Genomic DNA, 19,289 nt, shown 5'->3' on the forward strand with positions numbered 1-19,289 from the left:
GGAATGTCAATTGAGGAAGGACAAGCATGTTCGAACGGTTTACCGACCGTGCACGGCGCGTGATCGTGTTGGCGCAGGAAGAGGCGAGGACTCTCCAGCACAACTACATCGGCACCGAACACCTGCTGCTCGGCCTGATCCGAGAGGGTGAGGGCGTGGCCGCCAAGGCACTCGCCTCGAAGGGCGTGGAGTTGGACGCCACCCGCAAGCAGGTCGAAGAGATGATCGGCAAGGGCAACGCGGCCCCGAACGGGCACATCCCCTTTACCCCGCATGCCAAGCAGGTGCTGGAGTTCTCGTTGCGTGAGGCTTTGCAGTTGGGCCACAGCTACATCGGCACTGAGCATATTCTGCTCGGCCTGATTCGCGAGGGTGAAGGCGTGGGCACTCAGGTGCTCATCAAGATGGACGTTGATTTGGGCGAGCTGCGCAGCGCAACCATCGATATGATTCGCGGCAACTCCGGCACCTCCACTGACGGCAAGGGCGATTTGGCCAACGCCGGTGGCGTGGCGGACAAGCAGAACAAGTCCGGTTCCGCCATTCTCGACCAGTTCGGCCGCAACCTGACCGCCGAAGCCGCCGAGGGCAAGTTGGATCCGGTCATCGGCCGTACTAACGAGATCGAGCGCGTTATGGTCGTGCTCTCCCGCCGCACCAAGAACAACCCGGTGCTGATCGGCGAGCCTGGCGTGGGCAAGACCGCTGTGGTCGAAGGACTGGCCCAGAAGATTCAGGCCGGCGATGTGCCGGAGACCTTGAAAGGCAAGCAGGTCTACTCGCTGGATCTTGGTTCCATGGTGGCCGGTTCCCGTTACCGTGGTGATTTCGAGGAGCGTCTGAAGAAGGTCCTGAAGGAAATCAAGACCCGCGGCGACATCGTGCTGTTCATCGACGAGATCCACACCATCGTGGGTGCCGGCTCTGCCGACGGCGCACTGGGTGCCTCCGATATGCTGAAGCCGATGCTGGCCCGTGGCGAGCTGCAGACCATCGGCGCCACCACCACCGACGAGTACCGCAAGTACATCGAGAAGGACGCGGCGCTGGAACGCCGATTCCAGCCCATCCAGGTGCATGAGCCGACCATCGCCGAGACCATTGAAATCTTGAAGGGCCTGCGTTCTCGCTACGAGAACCACCATCACGTGACCATCACCGATGGTGCGTTGCAGTCTGCCGCAGAGCTTTCCAGCCGCTATATTCAGGATCGCAACCTGCCGGATAAGGCCATCGATTTGATCGACGAGGCCGGTGCCCGCCTGCGCATCAAGCGTCTGACCGCACCGCCCGAGCTCAAGGAGCTTGACGACAAGATCGCCAAGATCGCCACCGACAAGGACGAGGCCATCAAGGGCCAGGACTTCGAGAAGGCCGCCGAACTGCGCGACAACCAAGAGAAGTTGGAAGCCGAGCGCAAGGCGAAGGAAGATTCCTGGCGCGAAGGCGAGTCCGACGTCAAGATGGTCGTGGATGAGGACGTGATCGCCGAGGTCATCAGCTCCACCACCGGTATTCCGGTGTTCAAGCTGACCCAGGCTGAGTCCAAGAAACTGCTCAACATGGAAGCCGAGCTGCACAAGCGCATTATCGGCCAGGATGAGGCGGTGTCCGCCCTGTCCCGCTCTATCCGCCGTACCCGCGTGGGTCTGAAGGACCCGAAGCGCCCGTCCGGTTCGTTCATCTTTGCCGGCCCCACCGGCGTGGGCAAGACCGAGCTGGCCAAGACGCTGGCCGAGTTCCTGTTCGACGATGAAGATGCGCTGATTCGCGTCGATATGTCCGAGTTCTCCGAGAAGTACGCGGCATCGCGTCTCTTTGGTGCGCCTCCGGGATACGTCGGTTATGAGGAGGGCGGCGAGCTCACCGAGAAGGTGCGCCGCAAGCCGTTCTCCGTGGTGCTGTTCGATGAGATCGAGAAGGCTCACCCGGATATCTTCAACACCTTGCTGCAGGTGCTGGATGATGGTCACTTGACCGATGGTCAGGGCCGTAAGGTGGACTTCAAGAACACCATCATCATCCTGACCACCAACCTCGGTACGCGCGACATCGCCAAGGCCGCCAACACGGGCTTCAACCTGGGCGCCAACAGCGAATCCAGCTACCAGCGTATGAAGGATCAGGTCAGCTCCGAGCTCAAGCAGCAGTTCCGTCCGGAGTTCCTGAACCGTTTGGACGACATCATCGTCTTCAAGCAACTCACCGAGCCGCAGGTGCGTCAGATTGTGGATCTGGATGTCAAGCAGCTCAACGACCGTCTGTTCGACCGCCACATGTCGCTCGAACTTACCGACGCCGCCAAGGATCTGCTCGCGCAGAAGGGCTTTGACCCGCTGCTCGGCGCTCGTCCGCTGCGCCGTGTGATTCAGCGCGACATCGAGGACGCCATCTCCGAGAAGATCCTGATGGGCGACCTCGAAGACGGGCAGCGCGTGATCGTGGACGCGGAAGGCGAAGGCATTCTCGGCGAATTCACCTTCAAGGGTGAACAGTTCGAGGAGCCGGCCGTCGCCGATAAGCCGTCCGAAGACGGTGTTGACGGTGCTGGCTCTGACGGTGAGGCCCCGGCAGAAGCCGCTCCGGCCGCTGAACAGACCGAAGCCTCCGACTCCAACGACATTCCACAGGAGTAATCCGTCTGGGAAATAGCTCCCCCTTGACAGGGGAGCTGTCAGCGAAGCTGACTGAGGGGTAGACCCTGCGCACACATGATGTGCAGCGGTGGTCTGCCCCTCAGTCGCCTCTGGCGACAGCTCCTCTGTCAAGGGGAGTTCTGTTTATGCGTCGGACTAGCGCAACAGGTCGAGTCCGGTATCGACGGTCTCCTCGCGGGTGAACAGCGTGCGGCCGGCGCGCACCGAACGCAATACCGAGCAGCGCTCATACACGGCGTCGAACACGTTATCGGCATCCAGCACGATGAAGTTCGCCGGTTTGCCCGTCTCCAGACCGTACTTATCCCGCATTCCCAATGTGGTGGCGCCATTGATTGTCAGGAACTTCAGCGCATCATCGATTTCCTCGAAGCTCATCATCTGTGCCAGGTGCAGCACATAGTCGAGAATGAGCATCATATTGCCGTTGCCCAGCGGGTACCACGGATCCTGCATTGAATCCTGGCCCAATGACACGTTAATGCCGGCTTCGGTGAGCTCTTTGACACGTGTAATGCCACGACGCTTGGGGAACGTGTCCTGACGCCCTTGCAAATACAGATTCTCGGTGGGTGCGCAAGCAAAGTTAATATGCGCCGCCTTCAGCAGTTTGGTCAGATGGAAGAAGTAGGCGTTGTCCGCCGAGCCCAGCGAACAGGTGTGGCTGGCGGTGACCTTCGAACCGATGCCCGCCTTATAGGCCAGTGCTGACAGCAGTTCCACGTAGCGGGAGTTCGGATCGTCTGTCTCATCGCAATGCACGTCAATGAGCTTGTCGTACTTCGAAGCCAGATCAACCACGGTATGCATGGAATGTTCGCCGAATTCGCGGCACTGTTCGAAGTGGGGGATACCGCCCACGCAGTCGGCGCCCATCTTGAGGCCTTCCTCCACGAGATCAGCGCCCGATTCGCCGTGTGGTCCCTCATAGGAGTACATGCCTTCCTGCGGGAAACTGACGATCTGGATGGTGACCGTGTCCTTCAGCTCTTCCTTAAGCTCCAGCAGCGCCTTCAACGAAGTCAGCTTCGGGTCGGTCACATCGGCGTGAGAACGAATGAACTGCACGCCGTGCAGCATTTCCTTCTTGATGCCGATTTTCGCACGCTGCTTGATTTCGTCAACCGTCAAATCGGATTTGGTCTCGCTCCAACGTTGGATGCCTTCGAACAGGGTGCCGCTCTCGTTGACCGCGCCGGGCTTGCGTGCGGTGAACACATAGTCAAGATGCAGATGCGTATCGCAGAACGGTGGGCAGACAAGTTTGCCGCCCAGATCGACCACCTCAATGGCCGCCAGATTACCACCCTGAGCCTCATATTGTTGCGCGAGTCCGGGGCCGAATGCGGTGAACACACCATCCGTGACGAGAATGTCCTGCAATGGCAGGGTGCTTGCAGCCGTGCTGCCGGGTTCTCCGGTGGCGATATGTGCGTTGGTGAACAGTGTGGTAGTCATCGTCGCTCCTTCAACTGGTGTGTTGCCGAACGGTTACGTGAACCGACTGCCCGCGTAACCAACTGAGGTTATTGTCAACAGCACGCTTTGCGGTGAGGTTAACCGGAACGACCGGTGTTCCGCGGGGGAATGGACAGATTGTATGACTGTATCGATTCGCAGTGTGCTTCATAACACGCAGTTCAAACGAGCCGATCCTGTGGTGGAGGTCGAAGGCAAAGACCTCGATACGCCAGTGCGATGGGTGTTTACCAACGAGCGAGAGGATGTCTCCAGCTTCCTTTCGGGCGGTGAGATGCTGATTATCGAGGGCAACGCTCTGCTCGCCGCCGATTGGTACGGCACGCTAGGACAATATGTAGCAAGCCTGGCACAGGCTGGTGTCGCCGCTCTGGTGGTCGAACTGGTGGAGGGTGTGGTGCGGATGCCGGACGAACTGGTGTCTGCGGCCAGGCTGCATGGGTTGACGTTGATTGGTCTGAAATCTCGCGTACCTTTTGTCAACATCTGTCAGAGTGTCAATACGGCTATCGTGCACGAGCAGATGCACTTGCAATTAGAGGTGGACACAATGTTCACTTCGTTACGTGAGGGACTGTCCCACACCGGCAGTATCGAAGCAGTGGCGGAAACCGTTGCGGCGTTGTTCGGCGAAAGCGTGGCCATCTTCGACGGCGACGGTCTGCTGGCCGCGCGGGCTGGCCGTGCGTTCAATACCGGAAACGAGCCCAGCATGGTCATCGCCCTCGAGGGGCGCTCTCGACCGGTAGGCGCGCTGGAAATCACCCAACGAACCATGACCTTTGACGAATCCATGCGGCAGGCCGTTGCCAAGATCGTTGCACCGGTCGCCGCCTTATATATTGACGGTGGCGCACGCATGGGCATGATGAGGCACCTGAGCATGGGGCCGGCTGATGGTGTGCACGTCAATACCTATGAAGCCCAGGAAGCCCATGCGATGCTGGAAGCATTGGGTTTTGCCGGGTCGTGCATCTACATGCCATTCGCTTTGCGATTCAGATCGGTGGTGGAGGGCGTTGACCACGTCTCCGCCATGATCGAACGGTTCGAGGCGCAATCCGGAAGCGACGTCGCCTGTATGTTGGAAGGCGATCTGATGATGGGGTGGTGCTCCGCCGCCGATTCCACCGGTGGCGCCGCCGATTTCGGACACCGATGCATGGATGCGCTTGCATTGCTGGAGGGCGACGGCATTTATGCAGTGCATGGCCGAGTGGCCTTGGACACGGTGACTCTGATTGATGAGTTTGCGGTGTTGCGCAGCATCGCAGCCAGAGAGCCGGCATATGGGCAGGTCGTGAGTACGATGTCCGTGCTCGTGGACCGATTCGTCGCCTCCGCGGATATGGATACAGCGATGCGCATGCTTATCGTGCGGACCATCGGCTTTGAAGTGGCCTCCTCGCCAATGCTGCTGGACACCTTGTGCGCCTGCTTCGACAATCTCGACAGCAAAACCGGTGCGTGCGAACAATTGGGCATCAGAAGGCAGACCCTGTACAACCGACTGGACAAAGTGACACAGATGGTCGGTGTTGATTACAACGACAAGAAGAACTGGTCAATGCTGTTGTTTGCCGCCAAACTCGCGAAATCATGGCAGGAACGGCACCGCGAATAATGCGGCGGCGTCGCTTGTCAACCTGTCCATTTTCCCATCGAACGGGTTAATCATCGATTCACGTTCCAGCAAATACGTAAGGGCATAGTCAAAGCTATCGCGGCGCTGGTCGACCTGCTGCGAAACGGATTCCCATACATCCGATTCAGCCACACGAACAGCACATCCTTGAAAGGACGGTGTCATCATGAGTTCCGCAACAATCACTTCTGCACGACTGATGAATTCCACTCCGCAAACCGAAGAACAGGACATGGTCAGGAGGGTCGCAGTCTCCTCCTTCCTCGGTAACTTCATCGAATGGTTTGGCTACGCCTCCTACTCCTACTTCGCCACCACCATCGCGCTGGTATTCTTCCCGACCGACAACCACACCGTCGCCATGCTGCAGACGTTTGGCGTATTCGCGCTGTCCTTCATCTTGCGCCCGATCGGTGCGCTTTTCTGGGGCAGCTACGGCGATAAGAAAGGTCGTAAAGCCGCGCTGGCCCACTCCATCATGTTCATGTCCGGAGCGAGCTTCCTGATCGGATGCCTGCCGTCCTATTCGGTGATTGGCGTCGGTGCGCCGATTCTGCTTCTCTTGCTACGCATGGTGCAAGGCTTCTCCGCCTCCGGTGAGTACGCCGGTGCCGCCACGTTCCTCGGCGAATATGCTCCTACCTCAAAGCGCGGCATCTACTGCTCGCTGATTCCGGCCTCCACCGCCATCGGCCTGCTCGCCGGCTCCACGCTGGCCACCTTGATGACCGCCAACATGAACTCCAGCGCAATGGTCGGTTGGGGATGGCGCGTGCCGTTCCTGCTTGCCGGACCTCTCGGCCTGATCGTGCTGTACATCCGTGCCAAGCTTGCCGATTCTCCCGTATACCAGTCGATGAACGACGCGCTCGAATCCAAGGGTGCTGCCGCCATCGCCGATGCCCAGGGCACGGCCAAGAACGGCATGTTCGCGCCGCTCGTCGAGCTGTTCCGCAACCACCTCAAGGCGCTGGTCATCAGCTTCGGAGCCTGTGTGCTCAACGCGGTCGGCTTCTACACCGTGCTGACCTACCTGCCGACTTACCTGTCCGACACCGTCGGCATGGAAGCCACCCAGTCCGGCACCATCACCACCATCTGCCTGGTCGCTTACGTCTTCATGGTGTTCGGCATGGGCCATATTTCCGACAAGTTCGGCCGTAAGAAGGTGCTTATCGGTGCCTGCGTGGCATTCATCGCGCTTACCGTTCCCGCCTTCCTCATTCTCAACACCTCCCAGTTCTGGCCCGTGCTGATCGTCGAGCTGGCAATGTGCGCCACCCTTACCGCCAACGACGGTACCCTGTCCAGCTACCTGACCGAAACGTTCCCCACCTCCGTGCGCTTCACCGGATTCGCCTTCAGCTTCAATCTGGCCAATGCCATCTTCGGCGGCACCGCTTCGTTCATCGCCACTGGCCTGATTGCACTGACCGGTTCGTCCATCGCTCCGGCCTGGTACATGGTGGGTGTTGCCGCCATCGCCTTGGTGGCAATGATTCTCTCCCACGAAAACACGGACAAGGATCTGAACCACATCTGATCCGTGTCCACCGGCTCCCCTTGGCTCGCCATGCGGTCAGATTCCCTGAAAGAGGGGAGCCGGCGTGCACACTGTTCAATATCACACCAACCCAAAGGAGTACTGCAATGGGTAGCAACCGTCGTATGGATCACATGACTTGGCCGGAATTCAAGGAGGCGAAAGCCCGTCCTGTTATCGTGCCGATTGGATCCACTGAGCAACATGGCCAGCATCTGCCTATCGGTACCGACGCAGTGCTCGCCACGTGCGTGGCCGAGGATCTGGCCGAGCGCATCGACGGCACGGTACTGCCCGCCTTGAGCTACGGTTACAAGTCCAAGCCGCTGTCCGGCGGCGGTCCGCTGTTCCCCGGAACCATCGACATGAACGGCGTGACCGTCATCAACCAGATGCATGATGTGCTGAGCGAGCTGATTGCGGACGGTTTCACCAAAATCGTCGTCATGAACGCACACTTTGAAAACGAGGCGTTCATCGTCGAGGCCATCGATTTGGTCACTCGCGAGACCGGGGGAGTGGCCACCATCGTAGAAACCAATTGGTGGGATCCGGTTCCTCAGTCGGTGATCGACAAGGTATTCGACGGATTGGTGTTCCCCGGCTGGGCACTGGAACACGCCGCAGTAACCGAAACCTCGCTGATGCTCCATTATGCGCCTGAAATGGTGCACATGGATCGCATGGTCGAGGAAGCCGGAGCCAGTGCGAAGTCATACGTGCGCTACCCGGTGCGTCAAGGCGATGTTCCCGCCCACGGTGGACTCGCCAATCCGGCTGGTTCCAGTGCCGAGAGAGGAAAGCTCATCGCCGATGCCTGCGTAGATGCGGTAGCAGGCATTTGTGCCGAAGAATTCGGCGAATAGCTTTCCGCTTCTGCTGAACCAAGGCGCCGCTAAGAATTCACCCACGGGTTGCTTGTTTTCGCCTGGTTGTTCAATCAGCAGCCCTAGCGTGAATGGCGTGAACAGAGATATGAAGAAGCGCCGGCGCAGGGCCGGCGGGCGGCCTGGAGCCGCCATTGGCACAGCATTATGCGTCGTTCTTACGGCTCTTGTGGCACCCAATATCGCGGGTGCCGCAGGAGCCGTTCCTTTTTCCGGCGAGGATCCGGCCACCGGCACACGCACGGTGACCATCGCCGACATCACCGATTTCCATGGCCATATCGAACATGGGGCCGATGTCGCGGCCGCCTTCACCTTGGCGGACAGTCACAACCCCGACAATATGGTTCCCGTCTCCACCGGCGATCTGGTGGGCGGATCGCCCTATGAGTCGGCCGTGAAGCAAGACAAACCCACCTTTGACATGGCCAAGGTGTGGGGGCTGACGGTTTCTGCCGTGGGCAACCATGAATTCGATCGCAGCGTGGTCGACTTCAACAATCGTGTGGCCGCTCCGGCCAACGGCATCGACTGGCTCTGCGCCAACGTGTCCTCGGCCAATAAATCAGCTACCGGCAAACTGAGCCATGTCAAGGACTATACGATTCGCACGGTGAATGGCAAGCGCATCGGTTTCGTGGGCGCGCTCACGGACGCGCTTGGCTCGGTGGCCACGCCGCAGATCACCGAAGACGCCGATCTGAGCGAACGTGCCGTCGACGCGCTCAACCGCGTGGCCGGTGAACTGAAGCGTTCGGGCAAAGTCGATGCGGTGGTCGCATTGTTGCACGCCGACGCCTCGGCGGCAACCGGTCTCGGACGTGATGTGGACCTCGCCTACACCGGCCACACCCACGCCGTAAAACAAGACGTCACCGACGGAGGGGCACCGATCTATGAGGCCGGTAGCTTCGGCCAGAACATGGCCGTGCAGGATCTGATCATCACCGGCCATGGTCGTCATGCCAAGGTCCAGGTGGCCGATGTGAACCTCGGCAACGGCACCAAGGCCACTGCGGTTCCGGGCGTGCTCAACGTGGAGGGGCTGGACGCCCATCCGCGTCAGGCCGCCTGGATGTCCGCCGGCGTGGTGTCGAACGGCAGCGTAGCGCGCTCGCGGCAGCTCTACACGAAGGCCGAGGACTACGCGGCCAGTGCGGGGAACGCGGTGATCGGCACTCTGGCGCCGGGAACGAATTTCGACAAGCGCACGTCCGTCGGACATGAAGGATCGGTGGGCATGCTTGTGGCGGACGCCAACCGGGAGTCGATCATGCGGAATGTGTATGCCGGCACCCGATTGCCCGTGGTCGGATTCTCAAACGATGGCAGCCTGAGAACCAAACAGCTGGATATGGACGAGGACGGCAAGGTCACGATTCGTGAGGTCGACAGTCTGATGGCCCTCCAGTTCCACGCCGCGCACGAAACCCTCACCGGACTCGGACTCAAGGCGGTGCTCGCCCAGCAGTTTCATCGCAACGATGACGGTGAATTGGAACACCGATGGCTCGGCATCTCCTCGAATGTGCGATACCGGTACGTCCAGTGCGGAGATGGTGGCGCCACATGCACACTCGGGGATTCCGACGGAAACGGCAACCAGCATACAGGGGTTAAGGCCACCGTCGGCATCGTGGACCTCACCATCGACGGCAGGCCGATCGCTGACGACGATCTGGTGATCATCGCCTCCAACTCCTACCTGCTGCAGGGCGGCGACAACTATTCGGCATTCCGTGCAGGCAACAACTATGGCGAACTGGAAATGTCCTATAACCAGCCGCTGCACGAATATCTGGCTGCGCACCCGAAGCTATCTGCTGCCGTGCCTGAAACCGGCACACGGGCGTAGATATGAATGAGCCCCGCTCGTTGGCGGGGCCGGCAGCTACAAATTTGCCTCCGCTGGCGGGGGCTGTCGGTTTGCCGACTGGGGGTGGCCGTTGTATGGAACCACTCCCAGTCCGACTATGTTGGACAGCCCCCGCCAGCGAGGGCATAAGCGGAAGGCTTACTTGATGGCGTTCAGCCACTGCTCCTTGGTGGCCTTCTCGGCCTCGAGCTTGGCCTTCTTCTTCGGGTCGGACTCAGCGGCGATCTTCTCGTCAAGCTCGGCGAGCTGAGCATGAAGCTGCTCTTCGAAGCTGGACTTACGGGCATCGGCCTCCGGGTCGGTCTGCTTCCAGGCGGCATCCTCGATGGCCTTGATTTGCTTGTCCACGGCGTCGAGGCGACCCTCGATGCGACGCATGGCGTCACGCGGCACGTAGCCGATCTGATCCCACTCTTCCTGAATCTTGGCGAGCTCCTGACGGGCTTTCTTGGCTTCCGCGTCGGTCTTGACCGGCACCAAAGCCTCGGCCTTGACCAGCAGCGCCTCCTTGGCGGCCAGATTCTCCTTCTCGGAGGAGTTGATCTGATCGCGGTCGGCCTGACGGGCGTTGAAGAAAGTGTCGGCGGCCTCGCGGAACTTGGCCCACAGGGCGTCGTCCTCGTTGCGGCCGGCGCGACCGGCCTTCTTCCAACGGTCCATCAGCTCGTTGAACTTGCGGGAGGTCTCGCCCCAGGCGGTGGAATCCTTCAGCTCGTTGGCCTCGGCGATGATGGCTTCCTTGGCTTCCTTGGCCTGGGAACGCTCGTTGTCGCGAGCCTGCGCCCACTTGCGGCGGGACTGGTTGAACGTGGTGCGAGCGGCGGAGAAGCGCTTCCACAGTGCCTCGGCCTCGGGCTTGTCGATGCGGATGGTGGTGCGCTGGTGATTCTGCCATTCATCGAACAGGTTGCGGAACTTGTCCGCGGTGGAACGCCAGTTGGTGTTGTCGCCCAGGGAGGCGGCCAGTGCTTCGGCCTTCTCCACGATGGCGGTGCGTTCCTCGACGGCCTTGGCCACGGCGGCCTTGCGGGCCTCGGACAGTTCGGTCTTCTTGGCCTCGCCGGCGGTCTTCAGCGTCTCGAACTGTTTCTTGAGCGCGGCGACATCGCCCACGACTGCGGGCTCGGAGGTCTCCTCGCCCAGCAGCTTCAGGGACTCGTCGATCTCACGGGCTTTGACATTGGGAGAGGTCAGGCGGCTGGCCAGCAGATCAAGCTTGGCCTTGAGATCCAGGAAACGACGGGCGTACAGCGCCAGGGCCTCTTCCTTGGAGGCGTCCGGGAACTGGCCGACCTCGCGTTCGGTGTCGCCCTCCTTGACGAAGACGGTGCCGTTGTCGTCCACGCGGCCGAAGGCTTCAGCGGCCTTGACGTCGGCGTCGGAGTATGCGGCGTGCGCGGCCGGGGCCGCAACGTGGGCCTTGGCCGCGGGGGCCTTCTTAGCGAAAGCGGCGGGGGAGGGCGCATGCGGCTTCGGCATTGAAGCAGGAGTCGGTGTGGCCGGGCTGGCCTCGGGTGCGGGTGTCGTTGCCTGTTCTTCGGTCGCAGCGGTGTTTTCGGTTTCGGTGACAGTCTCGTCGGCCATGGCCAGCTCCTTACAAGCATAGAGTGAGTGAGTGGGAACGCCTCGCATACCGATAATTCGGCATGCTTTGACGCAACCCTCACCTATTATATTGATTTCGTGGCTAAAGGTGCATCAATATCAGGATTCCCGGAGTGGCTCCCCTCCGAACGTGTAGTGGAGCAGCGTGTTATCGACACGCTTCGTAAGGTTTTTGAGCTCAACGGCTTCATCGGCATTGAGACGAGAGCGGTGGAAACCGGCGCTTCTTTGCTGAAAAAAGGCGAGACCAGCAAGGAGATCTACCTGCTTTCCCGTCTGCAGGAGGTCGGTCACGAATCCGACACTCCGATTGAGGACCGTCTGGGTCTGCATTTCGATCTGACCGTGCCGCTGAGCCGGTATGTGGTCGAGCACTCGGGTGCGCTGACCTTCCCGTTCAAGCGTTGGCAGATTCAGAAGGTCTGGCGCGGTGAGCGTCCGCAGGAGGGCCGCTTCCGCGAGTTCGTGCAGGCCGACATCGACGTGATCGGTGCGGGCGACCTGCCTGACCACTATGAAGTGGAGCTGCCGCTGGTCATGGTTTCCGCCTTGGAAGAGCTGCGCGCATACGGCCTGCCCAAGGCCACCGTGCATGCCAACAACCGCAAGCTGTCCGAAGGCTTCTACCGTGGACTCGGTCTGACGGACATCGAAGGTGTGCTGCGCGAGATCGACAAGCTCGACAAGATCGGCGCCGACGAGGTGGCCCGACTGCTTTCCGAAACCTGCGGTGCGACCGAGGCCCAGGCGCGCGCCTGCCTCGAACTGGCCGAGCTTACCGCCTCCGATGGTGCCGAGCTGGCTGCCAAGTTCGACGCGCTGTGCGAGGCGCACGGCATCGCTGAGGATTCCGAGGCCTATGAGCTGGCCCGTCAGGGACTCGATACCCTGGCCATGATCGTCGACGAGGCTGCCGCCATCCGCCCCGGCTCCGTGATCGCGGACCTGAAGATCGCCCGTGGACTCGACTATTACACCGGCTCCGTCTACGAGACCTTCCTCGACGGCGCCGCCTCGCTTGGTTCCATCTGCTCCGGTGGCCGCTACGACAACCTCGCCTCCCAGGGCAACCGCAAGTATCCGGGCGTGGGCCTGTCCATCGGTCTGAGCCGACTGGTCAGCTACATGCTGCACACCGCCGGCGCGCACGCCAACCGTGTGAGCCCTGCCGCTGTGCTGGTCGCCGTGTGGAACGAAGAGGACCGTCCGACCGCCAATCGCATCGCCGCCCAGCTGCGTGCCCGTGGCATCGCCACCGATGTGGCACCCACCGCCGCCAAGCTCGGCAAGCAGATCAAGTATGCGGACAAGCTCGGCATCCCGTATGTGTGGTTCCCGGCCAGTGCCGCCGAGGGTGAGGAATCGACCGGTGACGAGGTCAAGAACATCGTCACCGGCGAGCAGGTTGCCGCCGATTGCACGTCGTGGGAACCGGATACTGTGGTTGCCCAGCAAACCGTCGAAATCTGACGTATTCGCGCGAAAATTCGAGGAGAACTAAGACAATGAGCCAGACGGCTTACAGAACACATCATGCCACTGAAGTGACCGAGGCCCTGGTCGGCCAGAAGGTCACCCTCGCCGGTTGGGTCGACCGTCGTCGTGATCACGGTGGTGTGGCCTTCATCGACCTTCGTGACGCCACCGGTCTGGTGCAGGTCGTCATCTACGACGAGGACATGGCCCGCCCGCTGCGCAGCGAGTTCGTGATTCAGGTCACCGGCGACGTGCGTCTGCGCCCGGACGGCAACGAGAACACCCATCTGGCCACCGGCAAGATCGAGGTCGTGGCCGAATCCATCGAGGTGCTCGCCAAGGCCGATGCCCTGCCGTTCCAGGTGTCCACCGCGCTCGAGAACGAGTCCGAGAACAAGCTGCCCGGCGAGGACGTGCGCCTGAAGTACCGTTACCTCGACCTGCGTCGCCCGTCCATGCAGCACAACCTGAAGCTGCGCTCCGACATGGCCAAGGCCGCTCGCCATGCGCTTGAGGACATGGACTTCACCGAGGTCGAGACCCCGACCTTCATCAAGTCCACCCCGGAAGGCGCCCGCGACTTCGTGGTGCCGGCCCGTCTGGTGCCTGGCTCCTGGTACGCCCTGCCGCAGTCCCCGCAGCTGTTGAAGCAGCTGCTCATGGTCTCCGGCGTTGAGCGCTACTACCAGCTCGCCCGCTGCTACCGTGATGAGGACTTCCGCGCCGACCGTCAGCCCGAGTTCACCCAGCTCGATATGGAGATGGCCTACGTGGACCAGGAAGACGTGATGGCCATGACCGAAAAGGTCATCGCCGCCATCTGGAAGTCCGCCGGCTATGAGGTCCAGCTACCGCTGCCGCGCATCACCTGGAAGGATGCGATGGACAAGTACGGCTCCGACAAGCCGGATCTGCGCTTTGGCAACCCGCTGGTGGAGCTGACCGACTACTTCAAGAACACGCCGTTCCGCGTGTTCCAGGCCCCGTATGTGGGTGCCGTGGTGTTCAAGGGCGGTGCCGCCACGCCGCGTCGTCAGTTCGACGCATGGCAGGATTGGGCCCGTCAGCGCGGTGCCAAGGGCCTTGCTTACGTGGTCTTTGGCGAGAACGGCGAGCTGAAGGGCCCCGTCGCCAAGAACCTGTCCGATGAAGAGCGCAACGGTCTGCGCGAGGCCGTCGGTGCCGAGGAAGGCGATGCCGTGTTCTTCGCCGCCGGTTCCCGCGAATCCTCCCAGCTGCTGCTCGGTGCCGTGCGTGTGGAACTCGCCTCCCGTGAGGGCCTGCTTGATCCGAAGAAGTTCGCCTTCACTTGGGTTGTGGACTTCCCGCTGTTCAAGCCCACCGATGATCCGGACGACGACGATGTGGCTGTCGGCCACTCCAAGTGGACCTCCATGCACCACCCGTTCACCATGCCGAGCAAGGATTGGATCGACAAGTTCGACAAGGATCCCGAGCACGCCATGTCCGATTCCTACGACATCGTCTGTAACGGTGAGGAGATGGGCGGCGGTTCCGTGCGTATCCACCGCGACGACATCCAGGCTCGTGTGCTTGACGTTCTCGGCATTACCAAGGAAGAGGCCGATGAGAAGTTCGGCTTCCTGCTTGAGGCTTTCAAGTATGGCGCTCCGCCTCACGCGGGTCTGGCCCTCGGCTGGGATCGTACCGTGTCCATCCTGGCCGGTGCCGACTCCATCCGCGACGTCATCGCCTTCCCGAAGGCCGGCGGCGGCCGCGACCCGCTGACCGGTGCTCCGGCCCCGATCTCCGACGAGCAGCGCGCCGAGACCGGCGTCGACTACGACCCGGACGCGGACGAAAACTAATCTACGGAGCGTATACCGCCTTTCCTCAGCACTCGACGCACCTCAGTGCGCCTTCGGCTTCGGACGGCGGTTTTTCGCACGTGTAGATTCATTTTCGAAGACTGATAGCGCTTCATAGGTAATACGAATAGCGCCAGTGGCATGTGCCGCTGGCGCTTTCGTTATTCTGAGGGTCACTATGTCCGGAAAAAGGGGAGGCATATATGACGTTGGAGATTTTGGATTGGCATGATGGGGATCTGCTGGCCAAGCCGGTGTTCGACAAGCTCAATGGGCTGGTGGCGGCAGGCGTGCCGGAAAGCAAGATTCTGGGCGTGACCATCAACGCGGACGAGGAATCGGACACCGACCTGTGGTGCCCGAAATACGGCATTCCGTTCGAGATCACCGGCAATGTGGTGGTCGTGCACACGCACAAAAACCGCAAGGCGCCGCCGGACTTCGCCGCCGCATTCGTCACGGCCGATACCCTCGCCGATCTGAACGGCGTGGTCAAGCACACGCTGGAGGTCTCCAAAGTCAGTTTCGCGCCGATCGACGCTGCCGTGGAGGCCACCGGCATGGAATCCGGCGGCATGTCGCCGATAGGTTTGCCCAACGACTGGCCGTTGCTGGTGGACCAGCACATTCTGTCGATTCCGAAACTGTATTTGGGCTCTGGTGTTCGTCCGTCCAAACTGGTGGTCGATGGCTCCATTTTCGCCGATATCCCCGGCGTCCAGTTCGTCTCCGCATTGGGTAAACCTCGCGGTTGAGCATCCATTATCGTGTATACATTGGAAACCCTTGTATGCTATTCTCCTCTTCATGTCTGAAACGAACAACGAAACAGCAGTACGTTCGCGCACGACGCGAGAAGAATCCCAAGGCAAAGCTCCTCTGGCTCCTCTGGTGCCCGGTAATGAGGATCCGAACCGTCCTCTGGTCGAGCTGACCCACGTCGAGAAGCATTTCGGCGATTTACACGTCCTGAAGGACATCAACCTGACCGTCACCAAGGGTGAGGTGCTGGTGGTCGTCGGCCCGTCAGGCTCCGGCAAATCCACGATGTGCCGCACCATCAACAGGCTTGAAACCATTGATTCCGGCGATGTTCGCATCGACGGCAAGCCTCTGCCGCAGGAAGGCAAGGAGCTCGCGAATCTCCGCGCCGAAGTCGGCATGGTGTTCCAGTCCTTCAACCTGTTCGCCAACAAGACCATTCTTGAGAATGTGACGCTCGCGCCCATCAAGGTGCGTCACATGGACAAGAAGGAAGCCGAGCAGCTGGCCATGGATTTGCTTGCCCGCGTGGGTGTCGATTCACAGGCCAATAAGATGCCGTCCCAGCTTTCCGGTGGTCAGCAGCAGCGCGTGGCTATCGCCCGCGCGCTCGCCATGCGGCCTAAGGTCATGCTCTTCGATGAGCCCACCTCCGCCCTTGACCCGGAAATGGTCAACGAAGTGCTTGACGTGATGGTCGAGCTCGCCCACGAAGGCATGACGATGATTTGCGTGACCCACGAGATGGGCTTTGCGCGCAAGGCCGCCGACCGCATCGTGTTCATGGCCGATGGTCAGATTCTCGAAGAGAACACGCCTGACGAGTTCTTCGAGCATCCGCAGACCGAACGCGCCAAGGACTTCCTTTCGAAGATCCTCACCCACTGAGACACGGGGGTTTGCGATATGACATTCACCAATACATTCAAACGGAGGGCTTGCCGCGTGGTCGCCGCGCTCGCCGCTGTGGCCTGCACGATGTCGCTGGCCGCCTGCGGACAGGATGAGTCCGGCAAGATTCGTATCGGCATCAAATTCGATCAGCCCGGCTTGGGCTTCAAGAAGTCCGGCACCTACGTGGGCTTCGACGTGGACGTGGCCAAGTACATCGCCAAAAAACTCGGCTACTCCGAGGATGAAATCATCTGGAAGGAAGCTCCCTCCAAGCAACGTGAGGCCATGATCCAGAACGGCGACGTGGATATGATTCTCGCCACCTACTCGATTACCGACGAACGCAAGAAGGCCGTCTCCTTTGCCGGTCCATACTTTGTGGCCGGCCAGGATCTGCTGGTGCGCAAGGATGATAATTCGATTAACGGCCCCGAAGACCTTAATGGCAAAAGGCTCTGTTCCGTGACCGGTTCGACTTCCGCCGCCACCGTCAAGGAGAAGTTCGCCTCCGAAGTCCAGCTTATGGAGCAGCCCGGTTACGCCGAATGCGCCACCGCACTGTTCTCCGGCATCGTGGACGCCGTGACCACCGATGACATCATTCTGGCCGGCCTGGCCTCCGCCTCGCGCGGCAGGCTCAAGGTGGTCGGCAAGCCATTCACGCAGGAATACTACGGCGTGGGCATCAAAAAGGGCAACACCCAGCTGGCCACCAAGATCAACAACGCCATCGTGGACATGATCCAAGACGGCTCGTGGGAGAACGCCATCAGCGACAACACCAAGGGCACCAACTACACGCCCGACGTGCGCTACAACCCGCCCACTCCAGACGAGGGGGAGAAGAACTGATGAACGGATTCCTGGAACTCTTCAGCCAGTATGACGTACTTGGCGCCTTCCTGGTCAACATCGAACTGACCCTGTGGTCCGCGCTGTTCTCCATGATTCTCGGCGTGATCCTTGTCGTCATGCGCATCTCGCCGATCTCATCCCTGAGAACCGTGGCCGGTGCCTACGTGGAACTGTTCAAAAACCTGCCGCTGACCATCATCATGGTATTCATGGTGCTCGGTGCCTACGCGCAGCTGAAGCTCAGCTTCTCCGACACCTTCGCCACGAACTTCTTCTGGCTGGCAGTCACGGGCCTGAGCCTGTACACGGCCGCATTCGTATGCGAATCGCTGCGCTCCGGCATCAATACCGTGCCGCTAGGCCAGGCCGAGGCCGCCCGCGCGCTGGGTCTGGGCTTCATGCAGTCCGCCACTGAGATCATTCTGCCGCAGGCCTTCCGCGGTTCTGTGGCGCCGCTCGGCAACACGCTGATCGCACTGCTCAAGAACTCCACCGTGGCAGCCGCCGCATCCGTGGCCACCGAGACGTCTTCGCTGATGAGCGAGATGATTGAATTCCGCCCTGACCTGATCATCCAGATCTTCCTGATCTTCGCACTCGGCTACGTGATTCTGATCATCCCCATCGGCATGCTCACCACGTATCTGTCCAACAAGCTCGCCGTAAGGAGGTGACGGATATGGCTGATACCTCGAATTCCGTACTCTTCGATGCGCCCGGTCCCAAGGGCCGCCGCACTATTCGTATCGTCAACTGGATTGCGGCCCTCATATTCGTGGCCGTGCTGGTGTTGGTGCTTATGCGTCTGCACAATCCGCCTGACGGCGAGAACCAGCTGAGCTGGGAACTGTGGAAGCCCGCCGTCGAACGTGAAGCATGGACTGACTTCTACTTGCCGGGCCTATGGATGACCATCAAGGCCACCGTTCTCGCCGTGGTGGGAGCTGTGGCGTTCGGTCTGGTATTCGGCGTGGGCCGATTGCTGCCGAACCCGTTGGTGCGTGGCATCTCCGCCGTGATCGTCGAGTTCTGCCGTGCAGTCCCCGTGCTGCTGCTCATGATTTTCTTCTGGCGATGGTTCGCCTTCGCGGGCCTGCCCAGCCCGTCCTATTGGGCTGTGGTGCTGGCCCTGGTGCTGTACAACGGTTCGGTGGTCGCCGAGCTAGTGCGTTCCGGCGTTGGCAACCTGCCGGGCGGTCAGCGCGAGGCCTCGCTCGCCTTGGGGCTGACCGAAACGCAGTCGCTGATTCAGATCGAGGTGCCGCAGGCCGTCTACGCCATGCTGCCGGCCGCCGTCACCCAGCTGGTCGTGGTGCTGAAGGACACCGCACTGGGCTCGATCATCATGTACACCGATTTGCTGCAGGAATCCCGCCGACTCGGCTCGATGTACTTCAACATCCTGCAAACGCTGGTGATGGCCGCGGTGATTTACTTCGTCGCCTGCTGGCTGCTCTCTCGCCTGGCCGAGTGGTTGCCTTCACGTATGCAGCAGCGTACGGCCGCGCCCACCGAACCTGAACCGTTGGCTCCGATTGCCGCGGGTGACCCGTCCAATGTCAATCAGATTGCAGTGGCCAAGGAAGTTGAGGAGCTGCCGTTCGGCGGTGCACCGCGCAAGTATCACGTGCATCATCGCGGCACCAATGCCTCGATCCGCAATTGGCGTCGCACCCGGTACGAACAGGGATATGACGTCACCCATCCCGAATCGCAAACCGATCCAAACACCGGCGAGTTTCCGGCATTTCTGAAGTCTGAAGACAAACCAGAAGCCTGAC

The 19,289-nt window shown here is 60.7% G+C and carries 15 protein-coding genes; 12 read left to right on the forward strand and 3 right to left on the reverse strand.

The features are described from left to right. The first annotated feature begins 26 nt into the window (after positions 1-26). The gene (locus NBH12_RS09375; protein WP_025221944.1) at positions 27-2,636 is read left to right on the forward strand and encodes an ATP-dependent Clp protease ATP-binding subunit; all 2,610 of its coding nucleotides are present in this window, start codon (positions 27-29) and stop codon (positions 2,634-2,636) included. 156 nt (positions 2,637-2,792) lie between these two features. Here NBH12_RS09375 and NBH12_RS09380 read toward each other — a convergent pair whose 3' ends face one another. Next, positions 2,793-4,115 (reverse strand): amidohydrolase family protein, encoded by a 1,323-nt coding sequence (locus NBH12_RS09380; RefSeq protein WP_003830304.1) that lies wholly within the window; start codon positions 4,113-4,115, stop codon positions 2,793-2,795. 142 nt (positions 4,116-4,257) lie between these two features. Between NBH12_RS09380 and NBH12_RS09385 the strand changes: the two genes are divergently transcribed. Further along, on the forward strand, positions 4,258-5,760 hold the full coding sequence (locus NBH12_RS09385; RefSeq protein ID WP_065471524.1) for a PucR family transcriptional regulator: 1,503 nt from the start codon (positions 4,258-4,260) through the stop codon (positions 5,758-5,760). Here NBH12_RS09385 and NBH12_RS09390 read toward each other — a convergent pair. Next, positions 5,734-5,913: a hypothetical protein gene (locus NBH12_RS09390; protein ID WP_065452370.1), complete on the reverse strand. Its 180-nt coding sequence runs from the start codon at positions 5,911-5,913 to the stop codon at positions 5,734-5,736. The two genes, NBH12_RS09385 and NBH12_RS09390, sit on opposite strands and share 27 nt — an antisense overlap. A gap of 34 nt (positions 5,914-5,947) precedes the next feature. On the opposite strand from NBH12_RS09390, the gene NBH12_RS09395 reads away from it, so the two are divergent. The 3 genes from NBH12_RS09395 (at position 5,948) to NBH12_RS09405 (ending at position 10,066) form a co-directional block, all read left to right on the forward strand. Further along, complete coding sequence (locus NBH12_RS09395; protein ID WP_250819418.1) at positions 5,948-7,324, forward strand: MFS transporter; 1,377 nt, start codon at positions 5,948-5,950, stop codon at positions 7,322-7,324. A 107-nt stretch (positions 7,325-7,431) separates the two neighbouring features. Next, positions 7,432-8,190: a creatininase gene (locus NBH12_RS09400; RefSeq protein ID WP_025221940.1), complete on the forward strand. Its 759-nt coding sequence runs from the start codon at positions 7,432-7,434 to the stop codon at positions 8,188-8,190. A gap of 109 nt (positions 8,191-8,299) precedes the next feature. Continuing rightward, entirely contained in the window at positions 8,300-10,066 is a 1,767-nt protein-coding gene (locus NBH12_RS09405; protein ID WP_025221939.1) for a bifunctional metallophosphatase/5'-nucleotidase, read from the forward strand. A 159-nt stretch (positions 10,067-10,225) separates the two neighbouring features. Here the strand turns inward: NBH12_RS09405 and NBH12_RS09410 are convergent, their stop codons facing one another. After that, complete coding sequence (locus tag NBH12_RS09410) at positions 10,226-11,671, reverse strand: DUF349 domain-containing protein (protein ID WP_019728154.1); 1,446 nt, start codon at positions 11,669-11,671, stop codon at positions 10,226-10,228. 99 nt (positions 11,672-11,770) lie between these two features. Here NBH12_RS09410 and hisS point away from each other — a divergent pair, with 99 nt between their 5' ends. The 7 genes from hisS (at position 11,771) to NBH12_RS09445 (ending at position 19,288) form a co-directional block, all read left to right on the forward strand. Further along, positions 11,771-13,162, forward strand: coding sequence for a histidine--tRNA ligase (gene hisS, locus NBH12_RS09415; protein WP_025263105.1), 1,392 nt, complete (start codon positions 11,771-11,773; stop codon positions 13,160-13,162). A gap of 35 nt (positions 13,163-13,197) precedes the next feature. Beyond that, positions 13,198-14,997: an aspartate--tRNA ligase gene (aspS, locus tag NBH12_RS09420; RefSeq protein WP_003830312.1), complete on the forward strand. Its 1,800-nt coding sequence runs from the start codon at positions 13,198-13,200 to the stop codon at positions 14,995-14,997. Between the two features lie 203 nt (positions 14,998-15,200). Then, positions 15,201-15,752, forward strand: a complete 552-nt coding sequence (locus tag NBH12_RS09425) for a YbaK/EbsC family protein (RefSeq protein WP_065471527.1) — start codon at positions 15,201-15,203, stop codon at positions 15,750-15,752. Positions 15,753-15,804: 52 nt separating this feature from the next. After that, the gene (locus tag NBH12_RS09430; protein ID WP_080790569.1) at positions 15,805-16,647 is read left to right on the forward strand and encodes an amino acid ABC transporter ATP-binding protein; all 843 of its coding nucleotides are present in this window, start codon (positions 15,805-15,807) and stop codon (positions 16,645-16,647) included. 18 nt (positions 16,648-16,665) lie between these two features. Next, a complete protein-coding gene (locus NBH12_RS09435; RefSeq protein ID WP_181895605.1) occupies positions 16,666-17,505 on the forward strand; it encodes a glutamate ABC transporter substrate-binding protein in 840 nt (279 codons plus the stop codon). Then, complete coding sequence (locus tag NBH12_RS09440; protein ID WP_052788357.1) at positions 17,505-18,182, forward strand: amino acid ABC transporter permease; 678 nt, start codon at positions 17,505-17,507, stop codon at positions 18,180-18,182. Before NBH12_RS09435 ends, NBH12_RS09440 begins: the two co-directional genes overlap by 1 nt. 5 nt (positions 18,183-18,187) lie before the next feature. Continuing rightward, on the forward strand, positions 18,188-19,288 hold the full coding sequence (locus NBH12_RS09445; RefSeq protein WP_015439024.1) for an amino acid ABC transporter permease: 1,101 nt from the start codon (positions 18,188-18,190) through the stop codon (positions 19,286-19,288). The last annotated feature ends 1 nt before the right edge of the window (position 19,289 follow it).

This window comes from Bifidobacterium sp. M3-N-101, from assembly GCF_023656805.1.
Taxonomy (GTDB): Bacteria; Actinomycetota; Actinomycetes; order Actinomycetales; family Bifidobacteriaceae; genus Bifidobacterium; species Bifidobacterium breve.

What these genes read in the sequence shown, in the direction of transcription:
- NBH12_RS09375 (WP_025221944.1), top strand. Translation starts at nt 27, where the DNA reads ATGTTCGAACGGTTTACCGACCGTGCACGGCGCGTGATCGTGTTGGCG.
- NBH12_RS09380 (WP_003830304.1), bottom strand. Translation starts at nt 4,115, where the DNA reads ATGACTACCACACTGTTCACCAACGCACATATCGCCACCGGAGAACCC.
- NBH12_RS09385 (WP_065471524.1), top strand. Translation starts at nt 4,258, where the DNA reads ATGACTGTATCGATTCGCAGTGTGCTTCATAACACGCAGTTCAAACGA.
- NBH12_RS09395 (WP_250819418.1), top strand. Translation starts at nt 5,948, where the DNA reads ATGAGTTCCGCAACAATCACTTCTGCACGACTGATGAATTCCACTCCG.
- NBH12_RS09400 (WP_025221940.1), top strand. Translation starts at nt 7,432, where the DNA reads ATGGGTAGCAACCGTCGTATGGATCACATGACTTGGCCGGAATTCAAG.
- NBH12_RS09405 (WP_025221939.1), top strand. Translation starts at nt 8,300, where the DNA reads ATGAAGAAGCGCCGGCGCAGGGCCGGCGGGCGGCCTGGAGCCGCCATT.
- NBH12_RS09410 (WP_019728154.1), bottom strand. Translation starts at nt 11,671, where the DNA reads ATGGCCGACGAGACTGTCACCGAAACCGAAAACACCGCTGCGACCGAA.
- aspS (WP_003830312.1), top strand. Translation starts at nt 13,198, where the DNA reads ATGAGCCAGACGGCTTACAGAACACATCATGCCACTGAAGTGACCGAG.
- NBH12_RS09425 (WP_065471527.1), top strand. Translation starts at nt 15,201, where the DNA reads ATGACGTTGGAGATTTTGGATTGGCATGATGGGGATCTGCTGGCCAAG.
- NBH12_RS09430 (WP_080790569.1), top strand. Translation starts at nt 15,805, where the DNA reads ATGTCTGAAACGAACAACGAAACAGCAGTACGTTCGCGCACGACGCGA.
- NBH12_RS09435 (WP_181895605.1), top strand. Translation starts at nt 16,666, where the DNA reads ATGACATTCACCAATACATTCAAACGGAGGGCTTGCCGCGTGGTCGCC.
- NBH12_RS09440 (WP_052788357.1), top strand. Translation starts at nt 17,505, where the DNA reads ATGAACGGATTCCTGGAACTCTTCAGCCAGTATGACGTACTTGGCGCC.
- NBH12_RS09445 (WP_015439024.1), top strand. Translation starts at nt 18,188, where the DNA reads ATGGCTGATACCTCGAATTCCGTACTCTTCGATGCGCCCGGTCCCAAG.